Source organism: Streptomyces sp. NPDC102402 (assembly GCF_044765765.1).
Lineage (GTDB): Bacteria > Actinomycetota > Actinomycetes > Streptomycetales > Streptomycetaceae > Streptomyces.
The window spans coordinates 403,686-421,214 of the sequence record NZ_JBIWKR010000003.1 but is presented as its reverse complement, the minus strand read 5'-3'; the positions used below and the strand labels follow the sequence as shown (position 1 = coordinate 421,214).

Below are 17,529 nucleotides of genomic sequence, written 5' to 3'. Positions count from 1 at the left end.
CCCGCCGGGACTGGCGGACCCTTACTGGGGGGGGAACGACTAGACGGGGGTCATCCGATTCGGATGACCCGCTTCTTCACTGTGGAGCTAAGGAGAATTGAACTCCTGACCTCCTGCATGCCATGCAGGCGCTCTACCAACTGAGCTATAGCCCCGTGCCGCTCTCCGCCCGGTTTCCCTGGCGACATCGAGAACATTACACGGTCCCCCCGGCCCATCAAAAATCGTTTCCACTCTGTCCCGATATGCCCGGCGAGCACCGCCCTGACCAGCGGTTGCCCGGCAGCCGCCAACCGGTCGAAGGCGCCTGGTCAGGCGGTGGCGAAGGAGTAGAACCGCTTGAGGGTGCAGTGCTCCTCCAGGAGCCGGCCGTAGATGGGCTCCCCTTCGAGCTCCCGGTACGTCTCGATGGGGTCGCCTTTTATGATCAGCGCCCGCGCGCACTCCTCGCACCAGTACTGGAAATCCGCGTTGACGGGGTCCATGTCCCGGACGATGGGCGTACCGCTGCCACACCAGTCGCACTTCCGCCTGTGTGCACCCATCCGGTCAGCCCCGGGGGTGGCCGCAGGCCGTGCGCGCGAGGGAGCACTCCCGCGAGGCGCCGAGGGCCTGGGTCCGAGCGGAACCGTGGGTCGCCGTAGGGGTAAGGGACGGGCCTGGGGCCCGTACGCGGCTCGCAGGCATCGCGCTCCCTCCCGATCGGTCCGTCGCCCCCTCCGGCGCTCCGATTCTGCCATGGCGCCGCAAGAGGGTCAGCCGGACGACCGTCCCGCTGACCGCCTTTGTCCTGAAGCGAGGGCACGGGACAGGCCCTCGCACCTGCGAAGAAGGCCCCGGCGCGCCGTGTCGGCCCTTGTCCCAGGCGGGCCAGGGCAGTTGGAGCACACCCGGCGCGGATCAGCGCGCCGGATCGCGCATCTGGCAAAAAAAGATCCCGCCCCCTGTCGGGGACGGGATCTTGACTGTGGAGCTAAGGAGAATTGAACTCCTGACCTCCTGCATGCCATGCAGGCGCTCTACCAACTGAGCTATAGCCCCGCTGTCCGCTGTGTTTCCCTGCGTTTCCGCGCTGCGAACAAGAAGAACTTTAGCCTGCGACGAGCCGGAAAGTGAAATCCGGCCCCCGCCGCCCGGAGAGAACCCCCGGGCACCCGCTAATCGTCGTCCCCGAGCACCGGTTCGGGGAGTGTTCCGGCGTTGTGCTCGAGCAGGCGCCATCCGCGCGCACCTTCGCCCAGCACGGACCAGCAGCAGTTGGAGAGCCCGCCGAGCCCCTCCCAGTGATGGGCATCGAGGCCGAGCAGACGTCCGATGGTCGTCCGGATCGTGCCGCCGTGGCTCACGACGACGAGCGTGCCCGCGTCGGGAAGCTTGCCGGCGTGCTCCAGCACGACCGGGGCGGCCCGGTCGGCTACCTCGGTCTCCAGTTCGCCACCGCCCCTGCGGACGGGCTCGCCGCGCTTCCACGCGGCGTACTGCTCGCCGTACTGCCCGACGATCTCCTCATGCGTGAGGCCCTGCCAGGCACCCGCGTACGTCTCGCGCAGCGCGGAGTCGTGCGCGACGTCGAGGCCGGTGACCGAGGCCAGCTCGGCGGCCGTGGCCGCTGCCCGCCGCAGGTCGGACGCCACGATCGCGTCCGGCTGCAGCGAGGCGAGCAGCCTGGCGGCGCGGCGTGCCTGACCGACGCCGGTCTCCGTCAGCTCGATGTCCGTGGAGCCCTGGAAACGGCGCTCGAGGTTCCACGCCGTCTGGCCGTGCCGCCACAGGACGATCTTGCGGCCCCTGCCGCTCCTGCTGCCGTTCAGCTCTGGTCACCTTCCGTGCCGCCGTTGAGCTGGGCGTGCTCCTCGGCCTTGCCCCGGGTCTTGACCGCGTCCTCGGGGAGGGCGATCTCGGGGCAGTCCTTCCACAGTCGCTCGAGCGCGTAGAACACACGCTCCTCGCTGTGCTGTACATGGATCACGATGTCGACGTAGTCGAGAAGGATCCAGCGGGCGTCGCGGTCGCCCTCGCGGCGTACCGGCTTGGCGCCGAGCTCCTTCTGAAGCCGCTCCTCGATCTCGTCGACGATCGACTTGACCTGGCGGTCGTTGGGAGCCGAGGCCAGCAGGAAGGCGTCGGTGATCGACAGCACATCGCTGACGTCGTAGGCGATGATGTCGTGCGCGAGCCGGTCGGCCGCCGCCTGGGCGGCGGCGTTGATGAGCTCGATGGAGCGGTCCGTGGCGGTCACATGCAGGCTTTCGTCGGCGGTCAGATCAACCTCTAGGGTCTCACGGACCGCCGACAGCCCTTACGACGTCTGCTCGGGGATCTTGTAGTCCTGCCCGAGGGCCACGGACACGTCGGCGTTCGCGGCGGGCTCGCCCTTCTTCACGGCGCTCTCCGGCAGCCCCAGGGTCTTGGCGACCTCGACCGCCTTCGCCTTGTCCTCCGCGGCTCCGTAGACCACCTGGGACGAGGCCGTGGCTGCCGCCTTGCCGCCGTCGACGAAGGCGTATCCGCCGTTGACGAGCTGAACCCTCGCGTACTCGGTGCCCTTCGTGTCCCCCGTGGCGTTCCTGATGCCGACGCGTACAGCCGCGCCCTGGTCAGGGGCCTTCACCTTGCCGCCCAGGACGTCCTTGACGACGCTTCCGGTGGCCTTCTCGGTGAGCGTCCCGTCGCTCTGGACCGGGAGCAGCTCCGTCCTGTAGTCACCCACCTTGGCGTGCCCGGCGAGCTTCGCCAGCGAGGCGCCCAGGTCCTGCTCCGGCAGCGACGGGTCGAGGATCTGCGCGAGGGTCTCGATGGTGACGGTCGCGGCCTTGGGGTCCTCCGACAGCTTGCGCAGCACACCGCGCATGACCTGCCCGAAGCGCACCAGCTGCTTCGCCTCCGGTTCGCCCGCGCCCTGGTAGGTGGCGTACGCGACGGCCATCTGGCCGCTCAGCGTCTGCCCCTCCCCCTTGTTCACGAGCGGCGCCGCACCCTTCTTGGTGTCGGGCACGTCCGTGTCGGTGTCCACCTCGATGTTGCCGACGAGCTCGACGAGGTTCTCGAGGTACGGGGTGTCCAGCCGCCAGGTGCCGCTGATGCTGGTGCCGAGCAGCGTGTCGATCGCCTCTCGGGTGCCGGTGGAGCCGTCGTCGTCGACCGACTTGCCGAGTGTGGTGGTGGAACCGTCGTCCGCGGCCACGGCCAGGGAGTTGGGGAGCAGGACGGTGGTGCCCTGCTCGGTGGTGACGTTGTCGACGAGCAGCGCCGTGGAGGTGCCGCCCTTCTTCGTGTTGTGCAGGTGGACCACGATGACGTCCCGCTTCTGCGGGCCGGTCGCCGCGGCACTCTGCTCGTCCTGCCCCGGGACTCCCGGGATCTTTCCGGCGAACCAGAGGTAGCCCGCTCCACCGACGACCACGAGAGCCACGACGACTATGAGCGCGACCATCCGGTTGCGCCCGCGCCGGCGTGCCTCCTCGCGCCGCTCGCTGCGGCTCTCGGTGAATTTCAGCCAGTCGATGACGTCTTCGGAGTCCTCGTCGGGCTCCTCGATGAAGGAGAACTGCTCGGTGCCGTGGTCACGGTCGGCGCGGCGCTGTCCGGGGACGGCGGCCTCGGCCGCCGGTTCCGGTTCACGGCGCTGCTCCGGCACCGGCGGCTGCGGTGCGGACGCCGGTGCGGCAGGGGCCTGGGGCGCGTTCCACTGCTGGGTGGAGTCGTCCACGGCGGGCATGGTGCCGGTGTCGTGCCCGTACGTGCCGTACGTGCCGTAACCGCCGTCGTCGTACCCGTACCCCGGCTGCTGTGCGGGCTGGTCCTGCGGCCGGGTCTGCTGGGCGGCGTACGGGTCGTAGTACTGCTGCGCGCCTGTGTACGGGTCGTAGCCGTAGCCCTGCTGCGACTGCCCGTCCTGCTGGGGCTGCTGGGGCTGCTGGGGCTGCTGGGGCTGTTGCTGGGTGTACGGGTCGTACTGCTGCTGCCCCTGCTGCTGATAGACCGGCTGCCCGTACTCGTCGTAGCCGATGATCTGCGGCTGCTGGTACGGGTCGTACGGGTTCTGTCGGTCGTTCACAGGTGCCCCTCTCCGTGGCTCATTCGCCGCGGTACAGCTGGCGCTTGTCGATGTAGCGGACGACGCCGTCCGGCACCAGGTACCAGACCGGCTCCCCCTGCGCGACCCTGGCACGGCAGTCCGTGGAGGAGATCGCCAGCGCGGGCACCTCCACCAGCGAGACCCCGCCCTCGGGGAGCCCGTCGTCCGTCAGTACATGACCCGGCCGGGTCACACCGATGAAGTGGGAGAGCGAGAAGAGTTCCTCGGCGTCCCGCCAGGTCAGGATCTGGGACAGGGCGTCGGCGCCGGTGATGAAGAAGAGGTCCGCGTCGTCGTGGGCCGTACGCAGGTCCCGCAGCGTATCGATCGTGTAGGTCGGACCGCCACGGTCGATGTCGCTGCGGCTCACCGAGAACTGCGGGTTGGACGCCGTCGCGATCACCGTCATGAGGTAGCGGTCCTCGGCCGGGGACACCTGCTTGTGGCTCTTCTGCCACGGCTGCCCGGTCGGGACGAAGACGACCTCGTCGAGGTGGAAGTGGGCGGCCACCTCGCTGGCCGCCACCAGGTGTCCGTGGTGGATCGGGTCAAAGGTCCCGCCCATCACGCCGAGTCGGCGCCTGGCGCGGCCGGTAGGCACTTCCTGCTCTCCCATGCGTGCAGACCCTACTGGCACAACCGTTCGTCTCTGTCTCAGCGGTCTCGGTTGAAGCGGGTGGTGATCCACAGCAGGAGCAGCAGCACGAAGAGCGCGCCACCACCGGTGAGGTACGGGCTGAGGCTTTCGTGGTTACCACCCTGCTCGCCTTCGGAGGCGAGGGTGACCAGCTGGTGCGCGGTGCTCGAGAGGCTCATCTTCTGCAGGACCTATCCATCGGGAATCAGGAGGGAGACGTCGCGCACATCGTATGCGGGCGCCCTGGGCACGCTCACGCCGACTCAGTCGTTGTCGTCGTCGTTGCGGTATCCGCGAAGCAGGAACCAGGCGAGCAGGGCGGCTCCGACGAGTGAGACGAGCAGCACGACGCGAAGCGTGTTGCCCGGCCCCTGCTCCTCGGACACGGCGGCGAGCAAGACGGCGGTGTGCGGCATTCCGGGCGCTCCTCAAAGTTATCCACAGCCCCCCGCACACCGTAGCGCCAGCACATACGCTGGCTTTGTCAGGGGGACGAGCAACGTCTCGTACGAACAGGGGGCCATCCATGACCGACACCAGTCACGAGAGCGTGCCGAGCAGGCACCGCAAGCGATTCCCGGGCATCTCCTCCCGGGCCTACGAACACCCGGCCGACCGCTCGGCCCTGGTGGCCCTGCGCAAGCTGAGCGGCTTCGACACCGTGTTCAAAGCGCTGAGCGGCCTGCTCCCCGAGCGCAGCCTGCGACTGCTCTTCCTGTCGGACTCCGTCCGGGTGAGCGATGCCCAGTTCGCCCATCTCAACGACATGCTGCGGGACGCCTGTTACATCCTGGACCTGAAGAAGGTCCCCCCGATGTACGTGAGCCAGGACCCGCGGCCCAACGCCATGTGCATCGGCCTGGACGAGCCGATCATCGTCGTGACGACCGGGCTGGTGGAGCTGCTCGACGAGGAGGAGATGCGTGCCGTCGTGGGCCACGAGGTGGGCCACGCGCTCTCCGGCCACGCGGTGTACCGCACGATATTGCTCTTCCTCACCAATCTCGCGCTCAAGGTGGCGTGGATCCCGCTCGGCAACGTCGCGATCATGGCGATCGTGACGGCGCTGCGCGAGTGGTTCCGCAAGTCGGAGCTGTCGGCCGACCGGGCAGGGCTGCTGGTGGGACAGGATCTGCGTGCGTCGATGCGCGGCCTGATGAAGATCGCCGGGGGCAATCACCTCCACGAGATGAATGTGGACGCCTTCCTCGCCCAGGCCGATGAGTACGAGAAGGGCGGGGACCTCCGCGACTCCGTGCTCAAGATCCTCAACGTCCTGCCCCGCACGCATCCGTTCACCACGGTCCGGGCCTCCGAGCTGAAGAAGTGGTCGGAGACCCGGGACTACCAGCGCGTCATGGACGGCCACTACCCCAAGCGGGACGAGGACAAGGACACGTCGGTGACGGACTCCTTCCGTGAGTCCGCGGCGCACTACGCCGACACGGTCCGCACCAGCAAGGACCCGCTGATGAAGCTGGTCGGCGACATCGCGGGCGGGGCGGGCGACCTGGGCGGAAAGCTCCGGGACAGGTTCACCGGTGCGGGCGGGGCCGGTGCGGGCAACGCGGGCAGCGGCGCCGGCGCTACGGACGACTCCGAGGGGACCTGGCGGCGTCCGGACCGCGGGGAGGGCCCGGACGGCTCGGCGAGCTGACGGCCAGCGTGCCGCAGAGCCCTGCCGTGGGTACGCCCGTGGCGTAGGGATCGGTGCCTGCCGGGCCCCGGGTGTCCGACCGCTCTCCCGCGAGCAGAGGGCGCAGGGCACCCGAAGCCCCGGCGGAACAGGACTGCGGGCCGGCCTGGACGTAGGCGTTGCGGACCTCCAGCCGGTGCAGCCGGATGTCCTCGCGGTCGAGCAGGAAGTGCAGGACCCGCCTCACGGTGAACAGCGAGGCACCGTCCGCCCGGTGCGGTCCTGACACGGCGGGCTGGAGCGCGTAGGTGAAGGTGTGGTCGGACACCACTTCCAGGGTGTCCGCCCCCGTCTCCGTGTAGGCGAGGGTCCCCCGGACCCGGATGTCGGTGGAGGCCAGTTCCACCTCGGCGGGGTCGAAGCGCACCAGCCAGCCGGTGGCGCTGTGCTCGCCGTCGTCGGCCGGTGAGTCCACGCTCCGGTCGAACTGCGCCGTCTGGTCCGGGTCGAGCAGCCGCCCCACCGGCCGGACGACACCACCGGTGAGTACGTCGGGATCGAGGGAGGAGTTCACCAGGTAGTCCTTGACCGTGCTCAGGGCCATGGTCACCTGGCCGTCGGAGAAGTTCTTCGTCCGCCGGACCGACGGCAGGTTGATGCCCGTGGCGCCGGTGCGGTGGCCCGTGGCCGGGCCGTCGGCGAGGACCGACGCGGCGGTCCCGCCAGGCACCATGCCCTGCGGGGCGAGGGGGATCACCGTGGTCCGCAGCGGTTCGGCCCGTCTGCCGGCGGGCGCCGGGTAGGGGTTGCGGAAGCCGATGTAGACGGCGGTGGCGAAGGCCAGCGCTATCAGCACGACGAGAGCGATACCGGCCCTGGAGCGGTGCCGCCGGGTGCCGCGCCCCGGCAGGGACCGTACGGCGCGCGCGTGCTCGCCCATGCGCTCCTGGGCGGAGAACTCCTGCAGCCGGGCAGCGCGCACGAACGACTCGTCGAAGACGAGTGAGCGGTACTCGTCCTCCCCGCCCGAGGGGTTCTCGGGCGGCCCTTCCGGCGGTTCTCCGCGGCCTGTCATGACATCTCCCGATCTCCGCGCCGCCGGCAGGGGCGCTGGGATCCGCCTCTGCCGCTCGGCGCCGGGCGGACCTGTCCGTCACGGGTTCGACACATGGACGATTCGACAATCGGACCAGCGAGTGACCCTCTCCCCGGGGACGGGGACGGGAGGAGGGTCAGGGGGTCATACCTTCAGACTGGGTCGATCGTCATCACGGTAAACGCCCCGCAGGTGGGAGCGCAGGCGGAGCGCGGCCGGGAGGGGCCCTCGCGGGACACGTGGTCCCGCGGCCACCGGGCGGCCGCCCCGTCCGGGGCTCCCGCCCTCGGCCACGGGGCTCAAGGTGTGCGGGGCACGGCGGAGACCGCGGGACGCGAGTACTCGGCCGAGGCCGAGGGGACCGCACCAGGCTTGTCGACGCCGCTCGTCGCCGGCGGCGGCACCTGGTCCTCCCGGCTGGCCGACGCACCGCGGTACACGGCGCTGAAGGCCAGGGCCACCATCCCGATCCCCATCAGCAGGGCGAGCAGCCAGGCCACCGGCCGGTGCCAGCGGGCAGCCCCCCGGTACGGGCGCAGGGACCCGCCATGACGTCCGTAGGGGCCGTTCTCGTCCTCGTAGGCGCTCTCGGGGTCGTCAGGGTCGAAGGAGTCGCCGAAGGCCCTGTCGCGGCCGTACACGCCGTCGGGTCCGTAGCTGTCGTCGTCCGGGGCGCCGACGCCCGAACGCGCCCTGCTCGCCTCCGCCTCGGCGCGGGCCTCCGCGGCGGCCAGCAGGCGCTCGACCGCGGTGGGCTCATGGATCTCGGCGGCCCGGACGAAGTCCTCGTCGAACACCACGGAGGCGAAGTCCTCGTCAGCGCCCCCGCGGTCGTCGTCGGGCTCCCAGCCGTCCGGGAACGGCCTGCCCCCCACGTCGTCCGGCACGGCTTCAGCGTAGCCCCGGCGGGACGTTTTGGGCAGAGAGCCCGCAAACTCGCCCAGTCCCGCCGGGGCACCGGTCAACGGATGTGGCCGTCACCGGTGACGATGTACTTCGTGGACGTCAGTTCCGGCAGGCCCATCGGGCCGCGGGCGTGCAGCTTCTGCGTGGAGATGCCGATCTCCGCGCCGAATCCGAACTGGCCGCCGTCCGTGAAGCGCGTGGACGCGTTCACGGCGACCGTCGTGGAATCCACCAACTGGGTGAACCGGCGGGCCGCCGCCTGCGAGGTGGTGACGATCGCCTCGGTGTGGCCCGAGGACCAGAGCCGGATGTGCGCCACGGCGGCCTCCAGCGACTCCACGACCGCGGCCGCGATGTCGTACGAGAGGTATTCGGTCTCCCAGTCCTCCGGGGTCGCCGCCACCACGGTGGCCTTGGACCCCTCGGCGTGCTCGAGCACCCGCTCGTCGCCGTGGACCGTCACCCCCGCTTCGGCCAGCGCGTCCAGGGCCAGGGGCAGGAACTCCGCGGCGATGTCCTTGTGGACCAGGAGGGTCTCGGCGGAGTTGCAGACGCTCGGGCGCTGCGCCTTGGAGTTGACGAGGATCTCCACGGCCATGCCGAGATCGGTCCGCGCGTCGACGTACACGTGGCAGTTGCCCGTGCCGGTCTCGATGACGGGGACCGTCGACTCCTCCACGACCGTACGGATCAGCGAGGCGCCGCCGCGCGGGATCAGCACGTCGACGAGGCCGCGGGCCCGCATCAGTTCGCGGACGGAGTCGCGGCTCTCGCCCGGGACGAGCTGCACCGCGTCCGCCGGGAGGCCGGACCCGCCCACCGCGTCACGCAGGACCCTCACCAACGCGCTGTTCGAGGCGTACGCCGACGAGGATCCGCGCAGCAGCACCGCGTTGCCCGACTTCAGGCAGAGGGCGGCGGCGTCGACCGTCACGTTGGGCCGTGCCTCGTAGATGATGCCGACCACCCCGAGCGGCACGCGCACCTGGCGCAGGTCGATGCCGTTGGGGAGGGTGGAGCCGCGGACCACTTCGCCCACCGGGTCGGGCAGGGCGGCCACGTCACGTGTGTCCGCGGCGATCGCGCGGATCCGCTCCGGGGTGAGTGTGAGCCGGTCGACGACCGACTCGCTCGTGCCCGCCTCCCTGGCCTTCGCGACATCCTCGGCGTTGGCGTCGACGATCTCGCTGGTGCGCACTTCGAGGGCGTCCGCGATCGCCAGCAGTGCGTCGTCCTTCGCCGCGCGCGGGAGTGGCGCGATGTCGTCGGCGGCGGCGCGTGCCCGGTAGGCGGCCTGGGCGACCGGGGACATGTTGTCGTACGGCGAAAGCGTGGTCATGCCCGCAGGGTAGTGCGCACACTGCGGGCATCCGTCACGTATCCCGTGATGCGAGACAGGCGTACGGGTGTGCGTGCGTCCCGTGCCGCAGCGGGTCGCCGCGGATCCTCCCGACCCTTCACCAGGCCGCTACGGCCCGCCCGTGCCGGTGATGGGCCACTACGGGGCGCCCCGTCCTCGTGCCCGGTCACTCCGGGTGCACCCGGTTCGGTTCACCCGGTCAGTACGGGTGCACCCCGACCGGGGCCGCCGGTGGCGGACCGTAGCCCTCGGCGATGCGCAGGTGGTAGGTCTCGCGGTCGATGACCTCCAGACCGACGATCTCCCAGGGCGGGAGCTTCGCGCTGGAGCGGTGCTCCCCCCACAGCCGCAGCGCCACAGCCGCGGCGTCGTGCAGGTCGCGCGCCTCTTCCCAGTAGCGGATCTCGGCGTGGTCGTTCGCGTACCGGCTGGTCAGCAGGAAGGGGTGGTCGTGCGCCAGCTGCTCCAGACCGCGTCTGACCTCCTTCAGCGGTGTCTCGCTGCCGGAGACGCTGAGGGTGATGTGCCAGAGCTTGGAGCGGGTCCGTTCCTCGTCCGTCACCACCGGTTCCTGATCGAGGGTCTGGTCGGTGGGCGCGCCGACGAAGTCGGCCCCCGCTCCGACACTGGTCAGGGCGCGGCTGCCCGTTCCGCGGGGCAGCGCCCCCGGGCGCGCTCGTCTCACCGGCGGCCTCCTGTGAATGCGTAGCTGTGCTGACCCCTTGTGTCCCCGTGACAAAGTTGACCAGCCCGGGGCCCCGTGTGGGGCGGTTTTCGTGAAGGTCTCCGTCCGAAGGCTGGACTTTCAGCCTTTTCAGGGGGCCGTGCGGGGCGTGAGGACGACGAGATCGTCCCTGTGTACGACTTCCCGTTCGTAGGCCGGTCCCAGTTCGCGCGCGAGGTCACGGGTGGACCGGCCGAGGAGCTGCGGGATCTCCTTGGCGTCGAAGTTGACGAGTCCTCGGGCGACGGCCCGGCCGGCGGTGTCGCGCAGCTCCACAGGGTCCCCCGCGGAGAACTCGCCCTCGACGGCCGAGATCCCGGCGGGCAGCAGGGAGGTCCGGCGCTCGACGACGGCCCGGACGGCTCCGTCGTCGAGGGTGAGGGCGCCCTGCGGGGTCGAGGCGTGGGCCAGCCAGAGCAGCCGGTCCGCCGAGCGGCGCCCCGTCCGGTGGAAGTACGTGCCGGTGTCCCGCCCGGCGAGGGCGTCGGCGACGTGGCTCGACGAGGTGAGGACGACCGGGATCCCCGCGGCGGTGGCGATCCGGGCCGCCTCGACCTTGGTGACCATGCCGCCGGTGCCGACACCCGCCTTTCCCGCGCTGCCGATGGTGACGCCCTCCAGGTCGGCCGGCCCGCTCACCTCGGCGATGCGGGAGGTGCCCGGCGTGCTCGGGTCACCGTCGTAGAGGCCGTCGACGTCGGACAGGAGCACAAGGAGGTCGGCGTGGACCAGGTGGGCGACGAGCGCGGCGAGCCGGTCGTTGTCACCGAACCGGATCTCGTCCGTGGCCACCGTGTCGTTCTCGTTCACCACGGGGAACGCGCCCATCTCGAGCAGCTGGTCGAGCGTGCTGTAGGCGTTGCGGTAGTGGGCGCGCCGGCTGGTGTCGTCGGAGGTGAGGAGCACCTGTCCGACCCGTACGCCGTAGCGGGCGAAGGAGGCGGTGTAGCGAGCGACGAGCAGCCCCTGCCCGACGCTGGCGGCGGCCTGCTGCCTGGCCAGGTCCTTGGGCCGGCGGACGAGCCCGAGGGGGGCGAGGCCCGCGGCGATGGCACCGCTGGACACGAGGACGATCTCGCGCTCCCCGCCGCTCCTGACCTTGGCGAGCGCGTCGACCAGGGCGTCCACCCGATCGGCGTCAAGCCCTCCCGCCGCGGTGGTGAGCGAGGAGGAACCGACCTTGACGACGATTCTGCGGGCGTCGGTCACACCCGGCCTGCGCCCCGCTCCGCCGCCGGAAGGTGTGCGGAGTGCGCTCCCGGACCCCTCTGCCGCGCCTCGAGATTCCCTTGCCCCTGACACGTACGGCCGTCCCCACATCACGTCGTCCTGCTCGGTCCCCCCAATCTACGCGAGGGGGCATGAGGGCACCGTGCCGTCTCATCCGCCCGACGGCCGGGGAGCCCGGTACAGGCAAGGAGCTCGGTGAGCGACTGACCGACATGCGCCCGAATGGAGTCATTTACGTAATCTCCACGAGCCGTTCATCGGGCTACCCTCTTTACGTGACACATGAACCGACCCGCCAGAGGCGCATCCTCCTCAGATCAGGCAAGAGCCCCTTCGACGTGGCGTCGCTCGAAGACTCCCTCCACAGAGACGTCTTCGCGACCAACGCGGGCAACCTGATCTTCAGCGACGCGGCGCACAAGCTCCTGACGACTCCGCGGGCCGAGGTCTTCTCCAACGGCATCCGCGCGGACCCCTCTGCGGCCGGACGCATAAACGAGGAGTTCGACGCGTTCGTCGTGCCGCTGGCGAACGCGTTCCGTCCGACCTTCGAGCGTTCCCTGAAGCGGATGACGCAGCTGATCAAGAAGCTGCGCATCCCCGTCGTCGTCCTGGGTGTGGGCGCGCAGGCCGACCTCAAGTACAACGCGGACCGGCTGAAGCCGATGGAGCCGACGGTCAGGGAGTTCGTCACGGAGGTGCTCAACCGCAGCGCGTCCATCGGCGTGCGGGGCGAGTTCACCGAGCAGTACCTGAAGAACATGGGCTTCCGGGACGTCGAGGTCATCGGCTGCCCGTCGATGTTCATGAACGGCGAGGCCTTCACGCTCGAGAAGGGCGCGGAGTCGCTCACGGCGGAATCCCGCATCTCGGTGAACGGTTCCCACAGCGCCGTACGTTCGCACGGCCTCGACGCCATCATCCGGCAGGCCCACGAGCGCTATCCGCATCTGCGGTTCGTCGGGCAGAACCTGCTGGAGGCCCAGCTGCTCCACTGGCGGCAGACGCCGAACCCGATCGGCGCCCAGACCTCGATGCCGACGCATCCGTCCCACCCGATGTACCGCGAGGGCAAGGTCCGGGTCTACGTCGATCCGGCGACGTGGATCGAGGAGCTACGCGCGTTCGACTTCTCGTTCGGCTCACGCATCCACGGCAACATCGCGGCTCTGCTGGCCGGGGTCCCGAGCACCGTGCTCTGCAGTGACTCCCGGACCCTTGAGCTGTGCAGGTACTTCGGCATCCCGCACCGCAAGATCTCCGAGACGCCCAAGAACATCGACCCCGCCGAGCTGTACGAGGCGGCCGACTTCAGCGAACTGGTGAACGGCCACAAGGAGAGGTTCCTCCGCTTCACCGGCTTCATGGAGAAGAACGGCCTGGAGAACACCTTCCACCACGGCGACCGCGGCAAGGCGTTCGACGCGCAGCTCTCCAGCCTGGCCCTGCCGCCCGCCGTCCGCCCGTGGACCGAGGCCGGCCTCGATTCGCTGAGCAGCCGTTTCAGCTTCATGCAGAGCCGGATGGACGAGCTGTCCGAACAGAACGCCCTCCTCCTCAACCAGCTCGAGAAGAAGGCCGGCCGGCCGGTCGACATCAAACTCCAGAGCAGCGACGGCCCGGCAGCATGGCCGTCCGCCTACCGGCGTGCCCGGCGTGTGGTGGGCCGCCCGGTCCGGAGGCTGCTGCGCCCGGAGCAGTAGCGAGCACGGCCCGGCGCATGCCACGCGCGTGCCCCGGGCCGGACCACGCCGCAACGTCCCACGCGTGCCCCGGGCCGGACCCCGAGGGCACGCGCGAGGCCGTGGGTGCCGGCGTCGCAGGGCGGACCGGATCCCGGTCGGCGCGCCGCCGGCGCGCCGACCGCGGTCAGCGCGCGCGCAGCCGGTTCCGGAAGGCGACGCAGTCCTCGTAACGGGGCAGCAGCCCCCGCTGCTCCGCCTCCGCCAGCGTCGGGGCCTGCTCGTCCTTCGGGGAGAGCAGGGGGGCGATGCCCTCTGGCCAGGTGACGGCGAGCTCGCGGTCGAACGGGTTGATGCCGTGCTCGCGCTCGGGGGCGTACCCCTCGGAGCAGAGGTACACCACGGTGGCGTCGTCGCCCAGGGCGAAGAAGGCGTGCCCCAGCCCCTCGGAGAGGTAGACGGCGTGGTGGTTCACGTCGTCGAGCCGCTCACTCTCCCACTGCCCGTACGTCGGGGAGCCGACGCGGATGTCGACAATGACGTCGAGGATGGCGCCCCGCACGCACTGGACGTACTTCGCCTGGCTCGGAGGCACGTCCGCGTAGTGGATGCCGCGCAGGGTTCCGCGCTTGGACACCGAGCCGTTCGCCTGGACGAGGGTGAGGTCCTGCCCCGTCGCGGCGCGGAAGTCCGCGCCGCGGAACCACTCGTGGAAGCTGCCGCGGTCGTCGGGGAACACCTTCGGCTCGTGGACCCAGGCACCTTCGATGGACAGAGGTCGCATGCTGTTCTACTTCTTTCTCGACTGGCCTGTCTACGCTCCGGGGCGCGTCCGTCAGGGCCGGGGAGCGGCGCCCGACGGACGTGCGCTCAGCCGAACAGGCCGCGCTTGATCCGTCCTGCCACGCGTCCGAGGAAGGATCTCCGCCTCGGAGTGGCGGCGGGCCTCCCGGCCCCGGCTGGCACGGCGGTGATCGTGCCGTCGGCCGCGATCAGGAGAGCGGTGGGAAGAGGCGTCCAACGCGGCTTGCCGCGCCTCGCCGACGGCAGGCCCAGCCCCATGTCCCAGGTGCGGCCCGGGAGCAGCCCGTGGGGCAGGTCCGCGGTGAGGACGGCGCCCTTCGGACGCGCGGTGAGGACCCCCTCGGTACCGACCGTCGCGGCACCCGCCGCCTTGAAGCGCAGGGCCACGGTCCCGGTCTCCGCGGCGGGGTCCACCTCGAAGGGCAGCGGCAGCTCGACGCGCCCGTCACCGACCAGGACGTCCTCCGGGGCGAGCCCCCGGACGTCCCGGTCGACGCGGCTGGTGGCGAGGTCCACGTCGAGCGAGAGGTTGTCGTGCGGCTCGGTCCAGTACGGCAGGACCACCCGGTGCGGAGGCCCGCTCAGGGCACCGCGCCGTTCCTCCTCGACCTGGTCGGAGCGTGTCGCCCCCAGCCGGGCCTCCTTGGTCCAGCCGCAGGAGCTGAGCCGGACGAAGACGTCCCAGATGCCGTCGCCGAGCGGTGCGCCGTCGGCGGCCGTCTCGGGATCGACCGTCGCGGTGGCCCGCAGTTCCTGCCGGAACGCGGAGTCGCCACCGGCCGGGATCCGCTCCCTGGTGAATTCGACCGGCTGGAAGAATTCGGCGGCCGTGGCCCTTTGGCGTACGACGAGATCGACCTTGGACTTCTCCACGGGCGCCACGGTGCTGACGCCGAGCCCGGCGATCGTGGTCAGCGTCTCCTCGGCGAGCGGCGGGTCGAGGAGGTCCTCGCCTCCCTCCGAGCGGAAGACCACCGGCAGGCCCTCGGCCTGGTACTCGGCGGTGAAACCGATCTTCAGCGAACCGTCCTGCCAGCCGAGGCCGTCGAGCCGTCCGACGGGCCTGATCCCGGCCTCCCACCGCGCCATCTCCTCGATGTCGGCGAGGCGGTCCTCCACGACGAGAGCGGCGACTATCTGCTGGGTGGGCGGCATGCCGGTGGCGACGCCCGGTCCGAAACGCTCGGTGACCACGCCCCGGATCTCGGTGAAGAGCTCCTTCCGGTGGTCCTCCGGGAGGTTCAGCAGGCGTTTGCCGCGCAGCCGCTCGACCATCTCGTTGCGCAGCCAGCGGCGGAAGAGACTGTCCCGCAGCGCGCCCGGCTCCGTGTACTTCTCGACGATGTCCAGCGCTTCGCGGAGGTTGGCGAAGTAGCCGACGGGGTCGAACCGCTGGAAGCCGGCGTTGGAGGCGTCGTCACGTTTGATGTGGTAGTAGCACAGGTAGTCACTGAGCACGGAGACGTTCGCGGCCCGCAGGTAGGTCTCCACGACGAAGACATGGTCCTCGAGGCGTCTTCGGCCCTCACGCCACGTGATGTTGTTGCGCTCCAGGAACTCCCTGCGGAACATCTTGTGCGGCGTCAGGCTGTCCATCAGCGGGGAGTCGGAGACACTGGCCCGCGGGCGGTTGACCCGGAAGAGCTCCACCGGGACCGGACGCCCCTTGCCCACCATCTTCCCGACGACGACATCGGAGCCGTTCTCCACGCCGTAGCGGTACATCCGCTCCAGCGCTTCGTCGCCCAGCCAGTCGTCGTTGTCGACGTACATGACGAACTCGCCCCGGGCCAGCGCCGTTCCGACGTTGCGCGGCTTGCCGGACCAGCCCGAAGGCTCCTGGTGGACGACCCGGATGTTCGGGTGCGCGGCGGCGAGCGCGTCCAGGCGGGCGGGGGTGGCGTCCGTGGAACCGTCGTCGACGAAGATCGCCTCGTACTCGTCCTCCGGCAGGCTCTGCCGCAGCAGTGCGGAGATGCAGTCCTCGATGTACTCACCCGGGTTGTAGACCGGAATGACGACACTGACCTTGACGGACATTCAGAACCCCATTGAGTGATCAGGAAAAGCCGGCGCCGCATCCCACCCGGGGCAGTCCCTCCGAATGTATCGAAGGCGCAGATGCCTCACATCGAGCGGATTCACAGCATTCGGATGAAGACGATGAGCGGCCGGACCGGACGGCAGGGAACGTGGCCACCGGCGAGCGGACGGACCGGACGGTAAAGAACGCAGCCACCGGCGAGCGGCCGGACCGGACGGCAGAAGGCGTGAGCACCGGCCCCTGAAATCCTTGAGCGGATTCCAGGACCCGGCAGCTCCGGGAGCGGGCTCCCGGTTCAAGAATTCAGGGCTTGACGCCGTCCTGGCTGTAGCGCTTCTTGAGCACCCGCTTCTTGTTCGTCCCCTCGGCGTTCTTGCCTTTTTCAATGATGACCAGGTTGTGATAGAAGTGCATGGCCACGATATTGAGATCGCTGTAGGACGGTTCGTAGTCGGCGTCCACGAACTCCTCGTAGTTCAGGCCGTCGGCCAGCCTTTTCAGCATCGACATGCTCGTCTTCGGATCATTCCGGTCCTCGCTGCCCTGCCACTCCGGCCAGTACGAGGTCTGCGTGTCCTCGATCGCGTAGATTCCGCCGTCCTTGAGCAACGGGAAGAGCGTCTCGAACGTCGTGAGGATGTGCGGGCTGAGGTGACTGCCGTCATCGATGATGACGTCCAGCGTGCCGGTCTTCGAGGCGACACCGACGAGGGAGCCGGGGTCCGACTGATCACCGATGAAGGTGGTGATCCGGTCCTCGTCGACGAACGACTTGTCCTGGATGTCCATCCCGTAGATCTGCGCCTTGGGGAAGAAGTGCTTCCACATGCGCAGCGAGGCGCCCCCCTGACCCGCCCTGCTGTAACCGCCGACGCCGATCTCCAGCAGATTGATGGAGTCGTCCTTCAGGTGCTGAAGGTGCGTCTGGTAGTGCTGCGCATATCGATGGGTCCCCCACTTGTCCGTCCTGAAATGCTTCGCGAGCTTGCACAGGTCGTGCGAGATCGCGTCGATCCCCGTAGGAGCGGCAGGCCGGGGAGCGGGAGTGGGCGCGCCCGCGAATTTTCGCCGGTACCGGCGCAGCTGCTTCCATCCCTTCTCCCCGACGATCTTCCTTACCATCCTCTTCGCAGCCGTCTGTGTTGCCATGTTACGGATCCCCTTCCGCGTGGAACACTGCCAAGGCGTCACGATGGTGAGTGTGGCACCCGAATTCCGGCCGGGCCGGACTTCAAAAATCCACGGCGCAGTTCCGCTTCGCCCGGCACTGCCCGCCCAGGAAAAGCCTGTGCACCGAAATCTCTTCGCCGTGCGTCGACCGGCCTGATGGGC

The 17,529-nt window shown here is 69.8% G+C and carries 17 protein-coding genes and 2 tRNA genes; 2 read left to right on the top strand and 17 right to left on the bottom strand.

Annotated features, from left to right (window positions below; translation table 11 throughout):
* Positions 1-82 precede the first annotated feature (82 nt).
* The 9 genes from ACIRJR_RS11345 to ACIRJR_RS11305 all read right to left on the bottom strand — a co-directional run bounded on the left by ACIRJR_RS11345 (position 83) and on the right by ACIRJR_RS11305 (position 5,131).
* Positions 83-155, bottom strand: a tRNA-Ala gene (locus ACIRJR_RS11345).
* Between the two features lie 156 nt (positions 156-311).
* Positions 312-545 (bottom strand): hypothetical protein, encoded by a 234-nt coding sequence (locus ACIRJR_RS11340; protein ID WP_056785441.1) that lies wholly within the window; start codon positions 543-545, stop codon positions 312-314.
* Positions 546-968: 423 nt separating this feature from the next.
* Positions 969-1,041: transfer RNA gene (locus ACIRJR_RS11335), tRNA-Ala, on the bottom strand.
* 116 nt (positions 1,042-1,157) lie between these two features.
* Positions 1,158-1,811 carry a histidine phosphatase family protein gene (locus tag ACIRJR_RS11330; protein WP_403778702.1) on the bottom strand — a complete coding sequence of 218 codons (654 nt, stop codon included), beginning with the start codon at positions 1,809-1,811 and terminating at the stop codon, positions 1,158-1,160.
* On the bottom strand, positions 1,808-2,239 hold the full coding sequence (rsfS, locus tag ACIRJR_RS11325; RefSeq protein ID WP_006124372.1) for a ribosome silencing factor: 432 nt from the start codon (positions 2,237-2,239) through the stop codon (positions 1,808-1,810). Before rsfS ends, ACIRJR_RS11330 begins: the two co-directional genes overlap by 4 nt.
* A 60-nt stretch (positions 2,240-2,299) precedes the next feature.
* Entirely contained in the window at positions 2,300-4,057 is a 1,758-nt protein-coding gene (locus tag ACIRJR_RS11320) for an LCP family protein (RefSeq protein ID WP_403777364.1), read from the bottom strand.
* Between the two features lie 19 nt (positions 4,058-4,076).
* Entirely contained in the window at positions 4,077-4,694 is a 618-nt protein-coding gene (gene nadD, locus ACIRJR_RS11315) for a nicotinate-nucleotide adenylyltransferase (protein ID WP_403777361.1), read from the bottom strand.
* Between the two features lie 38 nt (positions 4,695-4,732).
* Positions 4,733-4,894, bottom strand: a complete 162-nt coding sequence (locus ACIRJR_RS11310) for a hypothetical protein (RefSeq protein WP_164493695.1) — start codon at positions 4,892-4,894, stop codon at positions 4,733-4,735.
* An 84-nt stretch (positions 4,895-4,978) separates the two neighbouring features.
* Positions 4,979-5,131 carry a hypothetical protein gene (locus tag ACIRJR_RS11305; protein WP_403777358.1) on the bottom strand — a complete coding sequence of 51 codons (153 nt, stop codon included), beginning with the start codon at positions 5,129-5,131 and terminating at the stop codon, positions 4,979-4,981.
* A gap of 110 nt (positions 5,132-5,241) precedes the next feature.
* Between ACIRJR_RS11305 and ACIRJR_RS11300 the strand changes: the two genes are divergently transcribed.
* Entirely contained in the window at positions 5,242-6,372 is a 1,131-nt protein-coding gene (locus tag ACIRJR_RS11300) for a M48 family metallopeptidase (protein WP_403777355.1), read from the top strand.
* Here ACIRJR_RS11300 and ACIRJR_RS11295 read toward each other — a convergent pair.
* The 5 genes from ACIRJR_RS11295 to proB form a co-directional block, all read right to left on the bottom strand.
* Complete coding sequence (locus tag ACIRJR_RS11295) at positions 6,302-7,426, bottom strand: hypothetical protein (RefSeq protein WP_403777352.1); 1,125 nt, start codon at positions 7,424-7,426, stop codon at positions 6,302-6,304. The two genes, ACIRJR_RS11300 and ACIRJR_RS11295, sit on opposite strands and share 71 nt — an antisense overlap.
* A gap of 320 nt (positions 7,427-7,746) precedes the next feature.
* Positions 7,747-8,334 (bottom strand): hypothetical protein, encoded by a 588-nt coding sequence (locus ACIRJR_RS11290; RefSeq protein ID WP_403777349.1) that lies wholly within the window; start codon positions 8,332-8,334, stop codon positions 7,747-7,749.
* 74 nt (positions 8,335-8,408) lie between these two features.
* Entirely contained in the window at positions 8,409-9,692 is a 1,284-nt protein-coding gene (locus tag ACIRJR_RS11285) for a glutamate-5-semialdehyde dehydrogenase (RefSeq protein WP_403777346.1), read from the bottom strand.
* Between the two features lie 220 nt (positions 9,693-9,912).
* Positions 9,913-10,398 carry a hypothetical protein gene (locus tag ACIRJR_RS11280; protein ID WP_403777343.1) on the bottom strand — a complete coding sequence of 162 codons (486 nt, stop codon included), beginning with the start codon at positions 10,396-10,398 and terminating at the stop codon, positions 9,913-9,915.
* Between the two features lie 129 nt (positions 10,399-10,527).
* A complete protein-coding gene (gene proB / locus ACIRJR_RS11275) occupies positions 10,528-11,646 on the bottom strand; it encodes a glutamate 5-kinase (protein ID WP_403777340.1) in 1,119 nt (372 codons plus the stop codon).
* A 296-nt stretch (positions 11,647-11,942) separates the two neighbouring features.
* On the opposite strand from proB, the gene ACIRJR_RS11270 reads away from it, so the two are divergent.
* Positions 11,943-13,370, top strand: coding sequence for a polysaccharide pyruvyl transferase family protein (locus ACIRJR_RS11270; RefSeq protein ID WP_403777337.1), 1,428 nt, complete (start codon positions 11,943-11,945; stop codon positions 13,368-13,370).
* Positions 13,371-13,536: 166 nt separating this feature from the next.
* On the opposite strand, the gene rfbC is transcribed toward ACIRJR_RS11270, so the two are convergent.
* The 3 genes from rfbC to ACIRJR_RS11255 all read right to left on the bottom strand — a co-directional run bounded on the left by rfbC (position 13,537) and on the right by ACIRJR_RS11255 (position 17,346).
* Positions 13,537-14,133 carry a dTDP-4-dehydrorhamnose 3,5-epimerase gene (gene rfbC / locus ACIRJR_RS11265; protein ID WP_403777334.1) on the bottom strand — a complete coding sequence of 199 codons (597 nt, stop codon included), beginning with the start codon at positions 14,131-14,133 and terminating at the stop codon, positions 13,537-13,539.
* 86 nt (positions 14,134-14,219) lie between these two features.
* Positions 14,220-16,193 carry a glycosyltransferase family 2 protein gene (locus tag ACIRJR_RS11260; RefSeq protein ID WP_403777331.1) on the bottom strand — a complete coding sequence of 658 codons (1,974 nt, stop codon included), beginning with the start codon at positions 16,191-16,193 and terminating at the stop codon, positions 14,220-14,222.
* Between the two features lie 307 nt (positions 16,194-16,500).
* Entirely contained in the window at positions 16,501-17,346 is an 846-nt protein-coding gene (locus ACIRJR_RS11255) for a hypothetical protein (RefSeq protein ID WP_403777327.1), read from the bottom strand.
* Between the last annotated feature and the right edge of the window lie 183 nt (positions 17,347-17,529).

What these genes read in the sequence shown, in the direction of transcription:
- rfbC (WP_403777334.1), bottom strand. Translation starts at nt 14,133, where the DNA reads ATGCGACCTCTGTCCATCGAAGGTGCCTGGGTCCACGAGCCGAAGGTG.
- ACIRJR_RS11285 (WP_403777346.1), bottom strand. Translation starts at nt 9,692, where the DNA reads ATGACCACGCTTTCGCCGTACGACAACATGTCCCCGGTCGCCCAGGCC.
- ACIRJR_RS11260 (WP_403777331.1), bottom strand. Translation starts at nt 16,193, where the DNA reads ATGTCCGTCAAGGTCAGTGTCGTCATTCCGGTCTACAACCCGGGTGAG.
- ACIRJR_RS11300 (WP_403777355.1), top strand. Translation starts at nt 5,242, where the DNA reads ATGACCGACACCAGTCACGAGAGCGTGCCGAGCAGGCACCGCAAGCGA.
- nadD (WP_403777361.1), bottom strand. Translation starts at nt 4,694, where the DNA reads ATGGGAGAGCAGGAAGTGCCTACCGGCCGCGCCAGGCGCCGACTCGGC.
- ACIRJR_RS11295 (WP_403777352.1), bottom strand. Translation starts at nt 7,426, where the DNA reads ATGACAGGCCGCGGAGAACCGCCGGAAGGGCCGCCCGAGAACCCCTCG.
- ACIRJR_RS11255 (WP_403777327.1), bottom strand. Translation starts at nt 17,346, where the DNA reads ATGGCAACACAGACGGCTGCGAAGAGGATGGTAAGGAAGATCGTCGGG.
- ACIRJR_RS11305 (WP_403777358.1), bottom strand. Translation starts at nt 5,131, where the DNA reads ATGCCGCACACCGCCGTCTTGCTCGCCGCCGTGTCCGAGGAGCAGGGG.
- ACIRJR_RS11310 (WP_164493695.1), bottom strand. Translation starts at nt 4,894, where the DNA reads ATGAGCCTCTCGAGCACCGCGCACCAGCTGGTCACCCTCGCCTCCGAA.
- ACIRJR_RS11340 (WP_056785441.1), bottom strand. Translation starts at nt 545, where the DNA reads ATGGGTGCACACAGGCGGAAGTGCGACTGGTGTGGCAGCGGTACGCCC.